At 61.5% G+C, this 17,453-nt stretch carries 19 protein-coding genes; 1 reads left to right on the forward strand and 18 read right to left on the reverse strand.

The genetic code is table 11. The features are described 5' to 3' along the window. Positions 1-3: 3 nt before the first annotated feature. Positions 4-672, forward strand: coding sequence for a TetR/AcrR family transcriptional regulator (locus ACSSVY_RS08730; protein WP_454269118.1), 669 nt, complete (start codon positions 4-6; stop codon positions 670-672). On the opposite strand, the gene ureG is transcribed toward ACSSVY_RS08730, so the two are convergent. From ureG to ACSSVY_RS08820, 18 genes are all read right to left on the reverse strand, one after another. Further along, on the reverse strand, positions 669-1,328 hold the full coding sequence (gene ureG / locus ACSSVY_RS08735) for an urease accessory protein UreG (RefSeq protein ID WP_454269119.1): 660 nt from the start codon (positions 1,326-1,328) through the stop codon (positions 669-671). The genes ACSSVY_RS08730 and ureG overlap by 4 nt on opposite strands. Then, positions 1,325-1,954: an urease accessory protein UreF gene (locus tag ACSSVY_RS08740; protein ID WP_454269370.1), complete on the reverse strand. Its 630-nt coding sequence runs from the start codon at positions 1,952-1,954 to the stop codon at positions 1,325-1,327. The genes ureG and ACSSVY_RS08740 overlap by 4 nt, the downstream gene beginning before the upstream one ends. Before the next feature lie 2 nt (positions 1,955-1,956). Further along, positions 1,957-2,424, reverse strand: a complete 468-nt coding sequence (locus tag ACSSVY_RS08745) for an urease accessory protein UreE (RefSeq protein WP_454269120.1) — start codon at positions 2,422-2,424, stop codon at positions 1,957-1,959. A gap of 9 nt (positions 2,425-2,433) precedes the next feature. Next, positions 2,434-4,143, reverse strand: coding sequence for an urease subunit alpha (gene ureC / locus ACSSVY_RS08750; RefSeq protein ID WP_454269121.1), 1,710 nt, complete (start codon positions 4,141-4,143; stop codon positions 2,434-2,436). Next, on the reverse strand, positions 4,144-4,449 hold the full coding sequence (locus tag ACSSVY_RS08755; RefSeq protein WP_454269122.1) for an urease subunit beta: 306 nt from the start codon (positions 4,447-4,449) through the stop codon (positions 4,144-4,146). Further along, a complete protein-coding gene (locus ACSSVY_RS08760; RefSeq protein WP_454269124.1) occupies positions 4,446-4,604 on the reverse strand; it encodes a hypothetical protein in 159 nt (52 codons plus the stop codon). The genes ACSSVY_RS08755 and ACSSVY_RS08760 overlap by 4 nt, the downstream gene beginning before the upstream one ends. Before the next feature lie 12 nt (positions 4,605-4,616). Further along, positions 4,617-4,919, reverse strand: a complete 303-nt coding sequence (locus ACSSVY_RS08765; RefSeq protein WP_454269126.1) for an urease subunit gamma — start codon at positions 4,917-4,919, stop codon at positions 4,617-4,619. Between the two features lie 12 nt (positions 4,920-4,931). Next, complete coding sequence (locus tag ACSSVY_RS08770) at positions 4,932-5,744, reverse strand: urease accessory protein UreD (RefSeq protein ID WP_454269127.1); 813 nt, start codon at positions 5,742-5,744, stop codon at positions 4,932-4,934. A 129-nt stretch (positions 5,745-5,873) separates the two neighbouring features. Continuing rightward, positions 5,874-6,569 (reverse strand): urea ABC transporter ATP-binding subunit UrtE, encoded by a 696-nt coding sequence (gene urtE / locus ACSSVY_RS08775; protein WP_454269128.1) that lies wholly within the window; start codon positions 6,567-6,569, stop codon positions 5,874-5,876. A 3-nt stretch (positions 6,570-6,572) separates the two neighbouring features. Continuing rightward, positions 6,573-7,313, reverse strand: a complete 741-nt coding sequence (gene urtD, locus ACSSVY_RS08780; RefSeq protein ID WP_296635430.1) for an urea ABC transporter ATP-binding protein UrtD — start codon at positions 7,311-7,313, stop codon at positions 6,573-6,575. Then, positions 7,310-8,494: an urea ABC transporter permease subunit UrtC gene (gene urtC / locus ACSSVY_RS08785; RefSeq protein WP_454269130.1), complete on the reverse strand. Its 1,185-nt coding sequence runs from the start codon at positions 8,492-8,494 to the stop codon at positions 7,310-7,312. Before urtC ends, urtD begins: the two co-directional genes overlap by 4 nt. Before the next feature lie 3 nt (positions 8,495-8,497). Beyond that, positions 8,498-10,471, reverse strand: a complete 1,974-nt coding sequence (gene urtB, locus ACSSVY_RS08790) for an urea ABC transporter permease subunit UrtB (protein ID WP_454269132.1) — start codon at positions 10,469-10,471, stop codon at positions 8,498-8,500. Between the two features lie 66 nt (positions 10,472-10,537). Further along, complete coding sequence (gene urtA / locus ACSSVY_RS08795; RefSeq protein ID WP_454269134.1) at positions 10,538-11,818, reverse strand: urea ABC transporter substrate-binding protein; 1,281 nt, start codon at positions 11,816-11,818, stop codon at positions 10,538-10,540. 321 nt (positions 11,819-12,139) lie between these two features. After that, the gene (locus ACSSVY_RS08800) at positions 12,140-13,000 is read right to left on the reverse strand and encodes an ABC transporter permease (protein WP_454269136.1); all 861 of its coding nucleotides are present in this window, start codon (positions 12,998-13,000) and stop codon (positions 12,140-12,142) included. Position 13,001: 1 nt separating this feature from the next. Then, entirely contained in the window at positions 13,002-13,859 is an 858-nt protein-coding gene (locus ACSSVY_RS08805) for an ABC transporter permease (RefSeq protein WP_454269138.1), read from the reverse strand. Next, entirely contained in the window at positions 13,859-14,959 is a 1,101-nt protein-coding gene (locus ACSSVY_RS08810) for an ABC transporter ATP-binding protein (RefSeq protein ID WP_454269140.1), read from the reverse strand. The genes ACSSVY_RS08805 and ACSSVY_RS08810 overlap by 1 nt, the downstream gene beginning before the upstream one ends. A 55-nt stretch (positions 14,960-15,014) precedes the next feature. After that, positions 15,015-16,076 carry an extracellular solute-binding protein gene (locus ACSSVY_RS08815; RefSeq protein WP_454269142.1) on the reverse strand — a complete coding sequence of 354 codons (1,062 nt, stop codon included), beginning with the start codon at positions 16,074-16,076 and terminating at the stop codon, positions 15,015-15,017. Between the two features lie 237 nt (positions 16,077-16,313). Then, positions 16,314-17,288 (reverse strand): quinone oxidoreductase family protein, encoded by a 975-nt coding sequence (locus ACSSVY_RS08820; protein ID WP_454269144.1) that lies wholly within the window; start codon positions 17,286-17,288, stop codon positions 16,314-16,316. Positions 17,289-17,453 lie beyond the last annotated feature (165 nt).

Raw genomic sequence — 17,453 nt, forward strand, 5'->3', positions numbered from 1 at the left:
CCGATGCATAGTAATACGCCGAACATCAAGACCTGCGAGAATATTCGGCGCGGGCGACCGATTACGTTTTCCTGTGACGAACGCCGTGAGGCAATCTTTGCGGCACTCGAATCAGTGCATGCGGAAAGCGGACTTGATGGGGCGACAATGCAGGTCATCGCGCACCGGGCTGGCATGTCCAAGCGCACCCTCTACGATATCTTTCCGGGACGCACCGCGCTCTTGCGGTCCTATATGGACAAAGTGGCGGACCAGTTCATCCGCCCCCTGCCCGCTTGCGAAACGGACCTGCCAATTGCGGACCGACTGGATCGCGTTCTATCGCAGAACATCCGGCATCAGGGCTATGGGTTGCCGCTTGAGATTCTGCGCGCCTTTGTGGCACAGGTGCCAACCGCGCCGGACATCGGGTGCGATCTTGTGGATGGCTTGATACAGCGCGATCTGTCCATTCTGACTAGTGAGCTGGAACGTGGCGTGGCACGCGGAGAAATCAAGCTGGAGGACACCAGAGACGCCGCCATGTTACTTCTGGATATGGTGCGGCCTTGGCCACTTGAATCGCTGCTTGATCCGGCACGGCTGGCCACCCCTGACACGTTCGCCGCGCGGCGCAAGTTGGCGATACGGGTGTTCCTGAATGGTGTCGCGGCCCCCGCGAGCAATCTCTAGACGGCGCGGGGTTGGCCGGCCTTGGTCAAAGGCGGTCCAAGCCGCAATCCGCCTTCTCGCTCGATAAACGCAACGACAGCGTCGATCCCGGTCTCCTTGTGCAACTGTGCCAACACAAAGGGCCGTGCCCCCCGGGCACACGCTGTGTCTGCCTCCAAAAGCGCCAGATCGACGCCGACATAGGGCGCGAGATCAGTCTTGTTCACCACAAGCAAGTCGGATTTTGTCACACCAGGTCCACGTTTGCGCGGGATGTCCTGTCCGGCGGCAGTGTCGATCACATAGATTGTCAGGTCCGCCAGTTCAGGGCTGAAAGTCGCCGCGAGATTGTCACCACCTGATTCAATCAGGATGAGATCAAGATCGGGAAAGGTGGCGCTCAGATCAGCCACCGCCGACAGATTGATAGAGGCATCTTCTCGGATCGCGGTGTGCGGACACCCTCCGGTTTCTACGCCTCTGATGCGCTCATTTGGCAGAACTTGCGCGCGCATGAGGTACTCCGCATCCTCGCGGGTGTAAATGTCATTGGTGATCACCGCCATCGAGCATCGGCTTGCGAGCGCGCGCGCCAATCCTTCGGTCAGTGTGGTCTTGCCCGCGCCCACCGGACCACCGATGCCCACGCGCAAAGGACCGTTCATACGCTCGGTCATGTCCGGAATATCCTTACCTCTTGGGTTTCATGTTGTAACGCCGCAAGATCGCCCGCGAGCGCACAACCTCCTAAATCGCCCAGCGTCGCGTCAGCAGCACGGCGGGCGATATCATGAATCAGCGGCAGAAGTCGCGAGAGCACCAATTGCCCTTCCGTTTGCCCCAACGGGATGTGACGAATAGCGATGGTTACAAGATTCCCGGCTAACCCCTGAAGATATAAGGAGATGACATCCAGTTTCGGCAGGTCTAACGGTTTTGCTGCCTCACCCAATGCCACCGGCAACGAACGCATCGGCAAAACGCGCCCTGTAATCCCAGCTACCGTCCGCGCGAGAGCCGCCCCTTGTTCGCGGGTTTCCTGCAGCCGTTCGGCACAGGGCTGTAGCGCTCGCGCCAGATCATCGAGCGCCGAACTATCGCCATCGAGCGACTGCGCCAGCAAAACCGCATCCTGCCAGCCTGCACCAAATCGAAGGACGTTTGTCAGCCAAACCTCTAGGCTTGCCGCATCCGTGACGACACCGGTTGAAATCTCGCGCTCCATCCCGTGCGAATAGGCAAAGGCCCCGGTGGGAAAGGCGGGCGAGAGCCACTGGATGAGCGTCAGATGTGCTGGCGTCAGCATCAGGAATGATGATCTTGCGGGCCGTGATCATGCCCCATGGTGCGACCCTTGCCATAGGCTCCACCCTCGGGGCGGAACGGGCCGGTCACAGGCTGCACCTGTGCGCCCAACTGGGACAGCATCGCCTCGATCACATGATCGCGGCGAATGCGAAGGTGATCAGAGGCCACTTCGCAAGGCGTATGCCGGTTGCCGATGTGCCAAGCCAGCCGCGCCAAATCACCACGCACTTCGATGAGATCCTCGGGCGCGGCCTCAACCCCAACGGCGCGACCATCGTCAAGCGCAAAACCCCAGTGATCATCAAGGTTGCTGACCTCAGCCAGATCAGCCAGAAATTCCAATCCCCCCTTGCACACCAACCGTCTGCGCCGCATCAACCGCGCCTCATAATCGAGGACGACAGTATCGGTCACAGCCTTCGGTCGGGCGTGCAACAGATGACGGGCAATCGGCAGATCAGACATGTTGGGCCCTCAAAACAGGAAATAGCGTTGTGCGAGGGGCAATTCAGAGGCCGGTTCGCAGGTGAGCAATTCGCCATTGGCGTGCACCTCATAGGTTTCGGGATGCACCTCTACGACTGGGGTGAGACTATTGTGAATCATGTCGCGCTTGCTGATCTTGCGGGTGTTCGAGACCGCCACGGTCGATTTCGCCAGCCCAAGTGCTGCGCCGATCCCGTCCGCCTGCGCCGCTTGCGACACGAACAACACCGCAGAACGTTCGACCGACCGCCCGTAGGCCCCAAACATGGGACGGGAATAGACCGGCTGCGGCGTGGGTATCGAGGCATTGGGATCGCCCATCTGCGCCAGCACGATAGAACCGCCCATCAGCACCATCTCGGGTTTCGCGCCGAAAAACGCCGGGCTCCATAGTACCAGATCGGCGCGTTTGCCGGGGCTGACACTTCCGATATGGGCGCTCATCCCGTGGACGATGGCGGGGTTGATGGTGTATTTCGCAATATAGCGTTTAACGCGCATATTGTCGTTCTCGCCGGTTTCCTCGGCCAGCCGCCCGCGCTGCTTGCGCATTTTCGACGCCGTCTGCCAAGTGCGGATGATCACCTCGCCCACGCGCCCCATCGCCTGACTGTCCGAGGCCATGACGGAAAACGCGCCCATGTCGTGCAGGATATCCTCGGCGGCGATGGTCTCCCGGCGGATACGGCTCTCGGCAAAGGCCACATCCTCGGGGATCGCCTTGTCGAGGTGGTGACAGACCATCAGCATGTCGAGATGCTCTTCGATGGTGTTGACGGTATAGGGCATCGTGGGGTTGGTCGACGACGGCAGGATATGCTCATACCCCACCACCTTCATGATGTCAGGGGCGTGTCCGCCCCCCGCACCCTCGGTGTGAAAGGCGTGGATCGTGCGCCCCTTGATGGCGGCAAGCGTGTTTTCCACAAAGCCGCTTTCATTGAGCGTATCGGTGTGGATCATCACCTGCACGTCCATGTCATCGGCGACCGAGAGGCAACAGTCGATGGCACCCGGCGTTGTGCCCCAATCCTCGTGCAGCTTCATCGCGCACGCGCCCGCGCGCACCATCTCGACCAGTGCTTCGGGCTGGCTCGCGTTGCCCTTGGACGAGAGACCGAAATTCATCGGAAAGGCATCCAGCGATTGCAGCATCCGCCCGATATGCCACGCCCCCGGCGTGCAGGTGGTGGCAAGCGTGCCATGGGCCGGGCCGGTGCCGCCACCCAGCATGGTGGTGATGCCGGAATGGAGCGCATCCTCGATCTGTTGCGGACAGATGAAATGGATATGCGCGTCAAAGCCGCCGGGGGTGAGGATACGGCCCTCTCCAGCGATGATCTCGGTTCCCGGTCCGATGATGATATCCACGCCCGATTGCGTGTCGGGATTGCCCGCCTTGCCGATGGCGGCAATGAGGCCGTCGCGCAAGCCGACATCGGCCTTGGTAATCCCCTGATGATCGACGATGAGCGCGTTGGTAATGACGGTATCCATCGCCCCGCCCGCGCGCGTGGTTTGGGATTGCCCCATGCCATCGCGGATCACCTTGCCGCCGCCGAATTTCACCTCTTCGCCGTAAGTGGTCAGATCACGCTCTACCTCGATGATGAGGTCGGTATCGCCAAGGCGCAGCCGGTCGCCCGTGGTAGGGCCATACATGGCCGCATAGGCAGCGCGGGGGATCGCATAGGGCATCTAGAGGTCTCCCATCACCTGTTGATTAAAGCCGAACACCCGCCGCGCGCCACCATAGGGGATGAGCCGCACCTCGCGGCTTTGCCCCGGCTCGAACCGAACGGCGGTGCCGGCGGGAATATCCAAGCGCTGCCCGCGTGCGGCGGTGCGGTCGAACGCAAGCCCGCTATTGGCCTCGGCGAAGTGGTAATGGCTGCCCACCTGCACCGGCCTGTCGCCGGTATTGGCGACCATCAGCACGGTCACGGGCGCGCCTGCGTTGAGGGTGATCTCGCCTTCGGCACAGAGCACCTCGCCGGGGATCATTTCCGCACCTTGGCCAGCACATAGCCCCCTGCCGCCGCAAGGACGCCGACCACCCCCACCCAAAGCGCGTCAATCCCATGCGGATGCAGATGCGGGCCGGAATGGGCCAGCGCCAGCGTGGGGGTAAGCAGGAAAAAGGCAATGGGATAGCGCATGATCGGGTCCTTTCAGCGGATGGGATTGTGAACGGTGACAAGCTTGGTGCCGTCGGGAAAGGTCGCCTCGACCTGCACGGCGTGGATCATCTGCGCGATGCCTTCCATACATTGCTCGGCGGACACGACATGCGCGCCCGCCTCCATCAGATCGGTCACCGTACGCCCGTCGCGCGCGCCCTCGACGACGTAGTCGGTGATCAGCGCCACCGCCTCGGGGTGGTTGAGCTTGACGCCTCGCGCCAGCCGCCCACGCGCCACCATGGCGGCGAGACTGATCAAAAGCTTGTCCTTTTCACGCGGGGTGAGGTTCATCGCGTAACTCTCCTAGATTTGCCATACGCGGGGCAAGGGACCGGGGCGCAGCGCGCTAACAAGCCGCATGATCTGGCGCTTGAGCGGCCAGCCGTCGGCTGCCATGAGGCGGATCATCAGCTTGCCGTCAAAGCCTGAGGCGCCGCCTGTCACGCCCTCTTCGGTCAATTCCGCGCGGGCGCGCTCCACCGCATCCGCAGCCCCTTGCGCCACCAGCGCCAGCGTGGCAAAGGCCCGCGCCCCGCCCAAAATGGCGGGACCAGCAGTCAACGCCTCGGTGCCCAGATGCAGCGGCTCGATCAGCAGGGGGCGGCCCAAGCGCATGATCCGGCGCGTATCGCGCAAGGTGACGTCGGCCAGCGTCTCGCCCATGGCCGCACGGCCCAGAACGATCGCTTCGAGCATGAGGCACGAGGCACCTTGCGCCAGTTCAATCACAGTCTCGCGGTGCAGGTGACTACTATCGTAGAGGATGGTTTCCTGCGGCAGCCAATCCAGATGCGCGCCCGCCCCGACCGCATGCCGGACGCAGACATGCGCAGCCCCGCCTGTGCTGCGATACGCGCGCTCGGCTGTTTGCGTGGTGGCGGTGGCCCGGCATCCCGCCGCTAGATCAAGGCGATAGGCCAGCGTATCGCCGCCCGCCAGACCGCCGGAGGTGTTGAGAAACACCACCTCCGGCCCACATGCGCCGGGATGCACAAAGGCCTTGGCCGATCCCGCCTGATGCAACCGGTCAAGCCGCGCCCCCGCAGGGCCGGGCAAGAGGCCCACATGGGCCGCGCCGTGGCTACGCTGATGCAAGGGGACAGGACAGGCGGTCATGGGTGATTCCGGGTTGTGACAGGTCAGAGGCTACCGCTTGCGTCAGCCCCTGCCAGTGGCCGCGCGTGCCATCCCGGCATCGAACCCGCGCGCCCTTTGTATCTGCCTGTTTTTAGCGCACATCGCCCATCAAATAGACACTTCGCGCAAGAGCCGCGCGCGCTCTACTGTCGCCGCCGGTTCGGACAGCCGCACCTCGCCCCGGTTCAAGACCACCAGATCATCCGCCAGCCCATAGGCGAAATCGAAATACTGCTCGACCAGAACGATGGCGATTTCCCCCTCGTCGCGCAAAAGTCCGATCACCTCGCCAATCTGCTTGATGATATTGGGCTGGATGCCCTCGGTCGGCTCGTCCAAGAGCAAGACGCGCGGGCGCGCGATGAGCGCGCGGGCGATGGCCAATTGTTGTTGCTGCCCGCCCGACAGATCGCCGCCGCGCCGGTCCTTCATCTGTTCCAGCACCGGAAAGAGATCATAGATACGCGCCGGAATCCGATGCTCTGATTTCGGGAGACAGGCAAATCCGGTCTCGAGGTTCTCGGTCACGGTCAGGAGCGGGAACACCTCGCGCCCCTGCGGCACATAGCCGATGCCCGCCCGCGCCGCCTGCGCCGCGCTGAGATGGTCTAGCGCAACCCCATCCAGCGAGATGCGCCCCCCCGAATAGGGATGCCGCCCGGCGATGGCCTTGAGGAGGCTGGTCTTGCCCACCCCGTTGGTGCCCATCACCGCCGTCACAGCCCCCGGTCGCGCGGTCAGGCTGACGCCATGCAGGATTTGCGACGCGCCATAATGCAGCGTGAGGTTCTCGACGCTCAGCATCGCTCATCTCCCCAGATAGACATCAATCACCTGCTGGTTCTGGGTCACATGATCCAGACTGCCTTCGGCCAGAACCGAGCCTTCGTGCAGCACCGTCACCTTGCAGCCAAGGCGGCGGATGAATTCCATGTCATGCTCGATCACCACCACAGCGCGGGTTTCCGCCGCGCGTTTGAGAATATCGGTGGTATGTTCGCGCTCGGCCGGGGTCATCCCTGCGGCAGGCTCGTCCACCAACAATAGACGCGGGTCCTGAGCCAGGAGCATGCCAATTTCCAGCCATTGTTTTTGCCCATGGCTCAACTCTCCGGCGCGGCGCGGCAGCGCGTCAGCGAGGCCGATTTCCTCGGCCAGTTCGGCAATCCGGGCGGTTGCGGTCTTGGAGCGGCGATAGAACAGCACATCGAACGGCCCACGCTTGGCCTTGAGTGCCATGGCGAGGTTCTCACGCACGGTCTGCGCCTCAAAGACCGTCGGTTTCTGAAATTTGCGGCCAATGCCTGCCCGCGCAATCTGGCTCTCGCTCAACCCCAAGAGTGAGACGTTCTTTTCGCCCCAGATCACCCGGCCCTCATCAGGCCGGGTCTTGCCGGTGACGATGTCCATAAAGGTTGTCTTGCCCGCGCCATTCGGCCCGATCACAGCGCGCAACTCGGGCTCTGCCACCTGAATCGACAGGTTGTTGATGGCACGGAACCCATCAAAGGTGACAGAAACGCCCGAGACTTCGAGAAGTGTGGTCATGGTTTTCTCACGATCATGTCAAAAAGCCCCCCGATACCGCGCGGGAAAAACAGCGTGACCGCGACAAAGCCCAAACCGAGCAGAACCAGCCACCAATCAGTCCAGTTGATCGTGTAGACCCCGAGGTTGATATTGGGCGCGCCTCCGCCGGTGAACCAGCTTGATGCAAGGCTGACCACCGCCGCGCCGATGACGGCCCCATAGAGCCGCCCACGTCCTCCAATGGCGACCCAGACCGCGAGGTAGATAGAGGCGATCGGCGCAATCTCGGCGGGGTTGATGATGCCTGCCTGCGGGTAATAGAGCGCCCCCGCGATAGCCGAGACCACCGCCGTCAGGGTGAAAATCACCAGTTTGTAACTTTCGACATCATAGCCCAGAAACCGCACCCGCGCCTCATTATCGCGAATGGCGCGGATAACCGAGCCGAACTTGCCCGACACGAGCCAAGCAAACACCAGATAGCCCAGCCCCAGTGCCAATGCAGAGGCCCAGAAGAACCACAGCGACAGCGTGGATTGCGGCAGATGGTCGAGACCGGGGATGTTCTGCAACCCCGAGAGGCCATTGTTGCCGCGCAACCCGGTGTCGTTCTGAAAGAGGTAGAGCGACAGCGCCAACGTCATCGCCTGCGTGAGAATGGACAGGTAGACGCCCGTGACACGGCTGCGGAACGCCAGCCAGCCAAAGACCAGCGCCAAGAGGCCCGGCACCAGCACCACCATCATCAGTTGCAGCGTGAGACTATGGGCAAACCCCCAGAGCCAGGGCAGCTCATTGCTGCCCACCACGCCGAAAATCTGGCTGGCGATGGCATTCTCGATCTCGATCTCAGTCGGCGGAATGGGCGTTGCCGAGAGCGCCTCTATCACGATCCCTTGGGTGCGCGCATACATCAGCCACATGCCGATGGCATACCCCCCAAGCCCGAAAAAGGCGAAATGCCCAAGGCTGAGGATACCGCAATAGCCCCAGACCACATCCATCGCCACGGCGATGAGACAGAGGCAGAGCGTCATGCCGAGAATCTTGACCATTGACGTGGAAATCAGGGCAAGGCCAAACCCTTCGGCCAGAACCGTCACGCCCAAGGTAAAGAGCGCGAGGCAGCCAAGGAACCACAGGACCGACGGATTTTCCGCCAGAAACCGCCTGCGCGGGGCAATCTCGGGTGTGCTCATGGCTCAGTCCCCCGCCGCGCGGCCCTTGAGGGCGACGATGCCCTTGGGCCGGAATTGAATGAAAAGGATGATGAAGAGGATCATATAGGTCTGAGCGGCCAGCGTGTTCGAGGGGTTGAACCACTCGATCCCCTTTTGCAGGAACCCGATGAGCGAGGCCCCCGCCAATGTTCCCCAGACATTACCGACGCCGCCCACGACAACGGTCATGAAACTCTGGACGATGTAATTGGCCCCCATCTCGGAGGTGACTTGTGCATAGAGGCCAATCGCCACGCCCGCGATGCCCGCGATGCCCGAGCCAAGACCAAAGGTCAGCATGTTGATGCGGTCCGGGTCGATGCCCATGCTGGCCGCCATGCCGGGATTTTGCGTGACAGCCCGCACCTCAAGCCCCAGCCTTGTGCGCTTGAGGATAAAGAGCAAAAGCGCCAGAAAGATGAGGGCGAGAACAAAGATCGCCACCCGGATATTGCTGATGCTCACGATGTCATTCAGCGTCAGCGCGCCGCTCAGCCAGTCGGGCGCGGTCAGCGGGCGCGCCTGCGTGCCAAAGATGTTTTTGGCCAGTTGTTGCAAGGCAATCGAGATGCCAAAGGTCGCGAGCAGCGTTTCCAGCGGCCGGGTATAGAGATGCCGGATCACCAGCCGCTCCATCGCCACGCCCGCACCAAAGGTCACGACAAAGGCCAGCGGCAGGGCGACGATCAGGCTTACAGTGTAGTCGGGGATGAAAAGCTGAACCACATAGCCGGTATAAGCCCCCATCATGATGAACTCGCCATGCGCCATATTGATCACGCCCATCACCCCAAAGGTGATGGCAAGACCGATGGCCGCAAGGAAAAAGATCGACGCGAGCGATAGCCCATCGAGCACCAGATCCAGTGTTTGATAGAGGCCGAGCGCCCGCGAGGTGGCAGAGAGTGCATCTTCGGCGGCGGTCGTTACCTCGGGGTTGGGTTCGGTATAGACCTCGTAGAACACATGCGCCGCCACGGCACGCGCCACCTCATCCTCAGCGGCGCGCGGCGGCACGGTGCCCGCGGCCTCTAGTGCCTCGTAGGCGCGGGCGCGAGCGGCATCGGTGTTGAGCAGATGCAAGGGCACGCCGCCCACCGCCCCATCGACGATATGCTGTGCCAGCACGTCGCGGCGGTCCGTGGCACTCTGACGGGGGGGCGCAAGATTGGCGGCCACCAGCCGGTCATAGGCCTCAACCTCGGAAATATCTGCGCCAACCTCGAGCACGTTCGCAATGTTGGCCCCCGTTGGCAGGGCGGTGCCCACCCCCGGCACCCGCGCGGTCAACTGGTTGAGCACGCTGCGCGCCTCGATGCTGGTATCCCCGGCCAATCCGTCGATCGCCGCGAGGCGGTAGGGCAGCGCCGATGCGAACTGCGCCGTCAACAGGGTCAAGAGCCGCTCTTTGCGCGCTTTCAGCGCGGGATCACTCTCTGTCTCGATGGACTGGCTGAGCGGGTCGATCTGGCTTGCCTCACCGCTGCGGGCAATCGCATCCAGCGCCGCCGCCCGCCGCGCCGGATCGGGGGCGTTCAATTCATAGGGCACCAGCGCCGCTGCAATCACCCCGCGCACCCCGGAATTGGGACGGATCTGATTGACTTCGCGGCTGCTGACCTCGGCCACCGCCGCGCCGCTGTCGATGTCGATCAGCCGCAGCGCGCCGGCTGTCTCTTCAGCGTAGAAAAACTGCCCATCACTGGGCCGCTCATAGACCCCACGATCCTGCCAGCGCAGCAAGAAGTCTGCGGTGCCGGGCCGGCCGGCGGCCATCAGTGCGCCTAACACCCGCTCGACTGTGCTTCGCGACGGCTTTGCGATGTCGGCCTGATACTCTTGCAAGAGCGGCTGCAACCCCTCTTGCGCCAGTGCCACGACGGGCCGCAGCAGGGACATAAGGACAATGGCCAGCACAGTCGCCGCAAGCCGGGCGAGGGAAGGGATCGAACGCATCTGGATGAAGGCCTTGCTGGGGAGGAGAGGCGCGCAGCGGCATCCGCCCTGCGCGCCCGGTCCGCGTCAGTAGTTCGAGGTCATCTGCACGCAGGTCTTGGTTTCGGTATTGTACATACCGCAGCCCAGATCCTTCCAATCGCTCGTTAGCGGCGCGCTCTCGGGCAGATAATCGGTCCAGGCATCGCCCGGCACCTCTGTTGTCTGGCTGATAATGTCAAACTGTCCATCAGCCCGGATTTCGCCGATCAGCACCGGCTTAGTCAGGTGATGGTTGGGCAGCATGACAGCCGTGCCGCCCGTGAGGTTGGGGAATTCTTGCCCCCACATCGCGGTGCGCACGGCGTCCACATCGGTGGTTCCCGCCGCTGTCACCGCATTCACCCACATGTTGAAGCCGATGTAATGCGCCTCCATCGGGTCGTTGGTCACGCGGTTTTCACCGGCATAGGCCTTCCACGCCTTGACGAACTCGGCGTTGATCTCGGTATCGGCGGATTGGAAGTAATTCCACGCCGCGAGATGCCCAACGAGCTCGGTGGTATCCAGACCCGACAGCTCTTCTTCACCAACCGAGAAGGCGACAACCGGAATGTCATCCGCGCTTACACCGGCGGCGGCCAGTTCCTTGTAAAAGCCGATATTGGCATCGCCGTTGATCGTGGAAATCACGCCCACCTTCTTGCCGCCTGCGCCCAAGGCTACGACATCCGCCACGATGGTCGCCCAGTCGGAATGACCGAACGGCGTGTAGTTGACAAAGATATCCTCAGCCGCGACGCCTTTGGATTTGAGGTAAGCATCCAGAATGTTGTTGGTGGTGCGGGGATAGACATAGTCGGTGCCCAAGAGCGCAAAGCTCTCGACGCCCAGTTCGTCGATGAAATAATCCACCGCCGGGATCGCCTGCTGGTTGGGCGCGGCACCGGTGTAGAAGACATTCTTCGAGGATTCTTCGCCCTCGTACTGCACTGGATAGAACATGAGGCCGTTCAGTTCCTCCAGCACCGGCAGGGCGGATTTGCGGCTCACGCTGGTCCAGGAACCGAAAATCACATCGACCTCGTTCACGGTCAGCAATTCGCGCGCCTTTTCCGCAAAGAGCGGCCAGTCCGAGGCCGGATCGACCACGACCGCCTCGATCGGGCAACCCAGCAGCCCGCCCTTTGCGTTTTGCTGTTCGACCAGCATCAGAACCGTGTCCTTGAGCGTGGTTTCCGAGATTGCCATCGTGCCCGAAAGCGAATGGAGCACGCCCACCTTGACGGGGCAATCCTGAGCCAGCGCCGGTGCCGTCGCCAGAACGGTGGTCGCAACGAGGCTCGCCATAAATGTTCTTGTCGTCATTTCTTACGGAACTCCCATGTCCGGGCTGCGCGCGTCGTGGCGTTGTTCAATTCCGATCCCCCACCGTCATTTTGGCAACGCAGCATTTTGTTTGCACCTCTCCACAGAGGAGCGCGGTCCGTCTGGACCGGCGCCGCCCTGCGAGGGTCTGAGCCGTTTCAGGCATGAGGAAGCAAACAGATTTGGCGCGAATTGCTCTAGCGAGAGCGTGCAGCATAGCGGCGAACCCGCCAAGATTGCCGCTTTTTGGGCAGTTCTCAGGCGCGCCGCCCATTTTATTTGCGATTGCAGAAAAAATGCCGCGTCGCGGCATGGCGGCAGCTACGGCTTTGCCGCGCGCCCTTGCACGAGAATACCCAAGAGGCCCAAGAGCCCCGATCCCACCATCAGTGTCACCGACACGGCGTTGAGCACCGGGGTTGAACCTTCGCGCATGCGGTCGAACATCGTTACCGTCAGCGGCGCATTCGATCCGTTGAGGATCAGCGTGGTGTTGAAATTCTCGAAGGAAATCAAAAAGGCCACAATCCCGGCCCCAAAGAGCGCAGGTCGCAGCCACGGAAGGGTGATGGTTCGAAAAACCACCGCCGGCGTTGCCCCAAGGTTCAGCGCCGCCTCTTCCAGAGTGCGGTCAAAACGGCGTAGCCGCGCGGCGATCACCAGCGTTGCAATGGTGGTGATGAATGAAAATTGTCCGAGAATCACCAGAAACAGCCCCGGACGCAGCGCCCCGACCTCCAGACCTGTGAGGCTATTCACCGCCTCTGCCAGCGTCGACGAAAACACAAGAATGGAAATACCAAGTATCACCCCTGGAATGACCAGCGGTGCCAGCATCATGAGATAGGCGAATTCCTTGAACCGGAACTCGTGGCGGTCAAAGAGAAACGCGGTCGTGGTCGCCACGGTCAGCGACAGGGCCGTGACCCAGAACGCTACGAAGGCCGAGTTGAAAAAGCCGGCAACGATCCTTCGGTCGTTGATCAGGCCAAGCCGGGGCTGCTCTGCCCCGATGAACCAATCCAGCGTGAACCCTTCCCATGGCAGGCCGGGAAACTGGCTGTCGTTGAAGGCAAAGACCGCCACCACCGCCAGCGGCAGGGCCATATAGACAAAAAACAGCGCCACATAGGCCGCATAGGCAAAGCGCAAGAGCGGCGAGCGGGGGAGAGAGGCGAGCATTCTAGCGCCCCAATGTATTCGAGAGCGACTGCCCCGAGAGGCGCAGCAAGAGCCAGACAAGCGCGCTCGACGTGGCCAAGAGGATAAAGCCAAAGGCCGAACCCAACTCCCAGTTAAAGCGCGTGATGAACTGCGAATAGATCTGTGCGGTGAACCACTGTCCACTTTTGCCGCCCAGCAGCGTGGGAGTCAGGTAATTGCCCAGAGCCAGCATGAACACCACGATAGAACCCGCGATGATCCCAGGCATGGCATAGGGAATGACGATCCGTGTCATCACGGTCCAGCCATTGCCGCCCAGATCATAACCCGCCTCGACCAGCGCATCATCCATCCCGTCGATGGTGGAAATCAGCGGCACGATCATGAAGAGCATCGAAGTGTAGACGAGGCCGATCAGGATGGCCGCGTCATTATAGAGAAACTCGACCGGCCCCGAGATGATCCCCAGCCCTTGCAAGGCGTTGGAAATCAGTCCGGTTTCACGCAAGAGCAGCATCCAGCCGAACACCCGCACAATCTCGGATACCCAGAACGGCAAGAGGCACAGCATGAAGAGCGCCGCCTTCGTGCGACCCTGTGCGATCTTGGCGATGTAATAGGCCACCGGGAACCCGATGAGGAATGTCAGGACCGTGGCGATAATAGAAAAGACCACCGTGCGCAGCAGCGTCCAAGGATAGACCCAAGAGGCCGCGAAATCCGCATAGTTGCGAAAGCCGGTTTCATAGACGCGCGGGGCCACCTTTTCGCGCAGCGACAGGATCAGCATGTCGATATGCGGGATCACGATCAAAAGCGCGATCCACGCCGCGAAGGGCGCGAAGAGCAACCAGAAGACCAGCTTGCCTTCGCGCATCACGCCCCCGCCGCCGCAAAGGACACGACCGATCCCGGCCCAAGCCCGAGCGCCACAGAGACCCCGCGGCGCAATGGCTCTGCTTCGCCCGATTGCGGCAAGAGCGCCTCGATCACATCGCCCCCCGGCAGGCGCGCCAAAATCCGACTCTGCGCCCCGTTAAAGAGCACATCCTCGATCACCGCCTCAAGCCTGTTGGTGCTGTCCTGTGCCGCTGTCCCCACTGCGATGGATTCAGGCCGGATAAAGATGTCGAACATGCCCCCCACTTCCGCCGCGCCAGACCGTGGCGGGGCGGCGATCAAGGTGAGGCCCTGATCGGTGGCCAGCTTGCATCCTGTGCCATCCGTCGCGATCACCTTGGCGCGCAGTTTGTTGGCATCGCCCACGAACCCGGCGACAAAGGCGGTCTGAGGGCGGAAATACAGCTCTTCCGGCGTGCCCACCTGCTCGAACCGCCCGGCGTTCATCACCGCCACCCGGTCCGACATCATCATCGCTTCGGATTGGTCATGAGTGATATAGACGAAGGTCGTGCCAAACTCGTGCTGCAACTGCTTGAGTTCAATCTTCATATGCTCGCGCAGCTTGAGATCCAGCGCGCCCAACGGCTCATCCAACAGCAAGACCGCCGGGTCCAGGACCATGGCACGCGCGATCGCGATCCGTTGCTTTTGTCCGCCCGAGAGCTGATCAATCTGCTTCGGTCCGGCATCCGGCAGCCCGACGCGGTCCAGAACATCCGCCACCGCGCGGGCAATATCAGCACGCGGCGTGCCGCGACGACGCAGGCCATAAGCAATATTCTCGGCGACGGTCATCATCGGGAAAAGCGCCAGATGCTGAAACACAAGATTGACGGGCCGCCGGTTGGGCGGCGTATCCAGAACGGAGGCGCCCTTGATCAAGATGTCGCCCGCATCGGGGCGCGCAAACCCGGCCATCATCCGTAGCAATGTGGTTTTACCACAGCCAGATGGGCCAAGGATGGAGAAGAAAGATCCCTTGGGGATTGCAAAGGACACATCGTCTACGGCCGTGAAACTGCCGAACCGCTTGGTCAGGTTACGGCATTCGAGATCGGCGGATAAGCTGTCCACGTCTATTGACCTTTCGGGGTTGACGCGGCGGTTCACCCACCGCGTCACCTAGAAGTTATTGTGCCGCGATCTGATCCAGCAGACGGCCCTCGATATCCTCAAGACCTGCCGGAATCGGCGGGAACCACTTGATGTTGGCAATCACCTCGGGCGGGAACGCCTCTTGATAGGCGGCGCGCAGCGCAGGATCGACCAACTCGTCAGAGCCTTTGGAGGCCGAGAACGACCCCGCCTGATTGACGATTTGCGCTGCGATATCAGGGCGCATCACGAAGTTGATCCATTTGTAGGCTGCGGCATCATTCTCGCCCTTGGCGGGGATGACAAAGGTGTCGATCCAGCCCAAGGCACCGGTCGAGGGGGCCACGAAATTCCATTTCGGGTCCTCTGCATTCAGCTTGAACCCGGTTGCATCCCACGCCTCTGCGGCCACGACTTCGCCTGAGCGCATCATCGCCAAGAGGTCGTCAGCACCGGTCCAATAGGCTTTTACATTGGCCTTGCACTCACTCATCGCTGTTGCAGCGGCGGTGATGATTTCCTCGTATTTCGCGGGGTCCGCATAGGCCGCGAACGGGTCTTCCCCGGCGGCAAAGGCAAAACCCAGAAGGGCAATCCGCTTGGTCCGCATGGAAATCTTGCCCGCATAATCGGCAGAGCATAGATCGGCATAGGTCTTGATATCGCCTGCAACAGAGCGATCCACGGCAAAGCCAGACACGCCCCAGATATGCGCCACGCCATAAGCCGCGCCATCGACCGTGGTTGCGGCCACCGAGGCGTCATAGAGGTCGCCGATGAATTGCGAGGCGTCGATCTGGCTCAGATCGAGAGGCTTGTAGATGCCGAACTCCTGTTGCGGCCCAAGGATGCGGTCCTGACTGGGCTGAGCAAGATCAAATCCAGCCCCGCCGGTGGCGCGGAGCTTGGAAATCATGTCCTCGTTGTTCGACAAGGTGACTTCGACATCAATGCCGGTTTCAGCTTTGAATGCTGAAATCACGGATTCGGGTGCATAGCCCCCCCATGTCAAAAGACGCAAGGTCTCTGCAAATCCGGCGGTGCCAACCAGTGCAAAGGCTGCACTGGTCAGGACGGTTCCCAACAGCTTTCTCATAGTCCACTCCCTGTGTATCACCCGGTTCCCGGGCCGTTGTTGTGGCCAGACGCTATGCTTCTGCCCGGCATGCGTCAAGCCATGCGCAGATCACGGCTGAGCGAGGGCCAGACCTGTTCGCAAGGGGAGCAATATTATGCAATCACCGTGTAGGGGCGCCGCCCACGATAACAGAGCGAGGACGCTGATCCGCCCTCGCCCCTTTGACTCCGATAGAGGAGACAGGACCGTTACGTCTCATAGCGTCAAGATCGTCGATCCGGTCGTTTTCCGCCCTTCCAGCGCGCGATGCGCCTCTGCGACCTGATCAAGCGGGAACCGCTGGCCGATATTGACCTTTACCGCGCCACTCTCGACCTTGTCGAAGAGGTGCCGCGCCATGTCCTGACAGCGGGCGTGATCGGCAAGAAAGGTGAACAGCGTCGTGCGCGTCAGCTTGAGCGATCCCTTGGCCGCCAGCGTTAGCAGGCTCACCGGTTCGACCGGGCCAGAAGCATTGCCAAAGGACATCATCATTCCCAAGGGCTTGAGACAATCGAGCGAGAGGTTGAACGTATCTTTGCCCACCCCGTCCATCACAACGTCCACGCCCTTGCCATCAGTCAACGTCTTGACCTCGGACACGAAATCTCGATCGCGATAATTGATGCAGGCGGAGGCACCGTTTTCCAGCGCAAGTTTGCACTTCTCATCCGTGCCCGCTGTCCCGATCAGAGTGATCCCCTCCGAGCGCGCCCATTGGCAGGCCAAGAGCCCGACACCCCCGGCGGCGGCATGGAACAGCACGGTTTGCCCCGCCTCGAGCGGCCAAACCCGGTGAAAGAGATATTCGACCGTCATCCCCTGCAACATGATTGAGGCCGCATCCTCAAAGGAAATGCCATCGGGCAGCGGACAAACCTGCGACGCGGGCATCACCCGCGCCTCGGCGTAAGCACCCGGCGGGGTCGCCGCATAGGCGGCGCGGTCGCCGGGTTTCAGATGGGTAACCCCCTCGCCCACTGCCTCGACAACACCTGCCGCCTCCATACCCAATGCATGTGGATAGGTCAGAGGATAGAGGCCTGTGCGCTGATAGACGTCAATGAAATTCAACCCACAAGCCATATGCCGGATACGAATCTCACCCTGCCCCGGTTCGCCGACCTCAAGGTCAACGAGCTTCAACTCCTCGGCTCCGCCTGCCTTTTCGATAATTACCGTTCGCGACATGAGTGTCTTCCTTTCGGTCTGAGTGATGCGACTTTTCGCAGCGTACAAATTTGCCCGACTAAAGGGCAGTCCTCCGCGAAAGGCAATCCCACGCGAACCCGAATTAGGTGCAGGTATGTCCCTTCATCGTGGCGGCTCTGGCCGATAGAGGGTAATCCCCCCGTA

The organism is Roseovarius sp. MBR-51 (assembly GCF_053628575.1).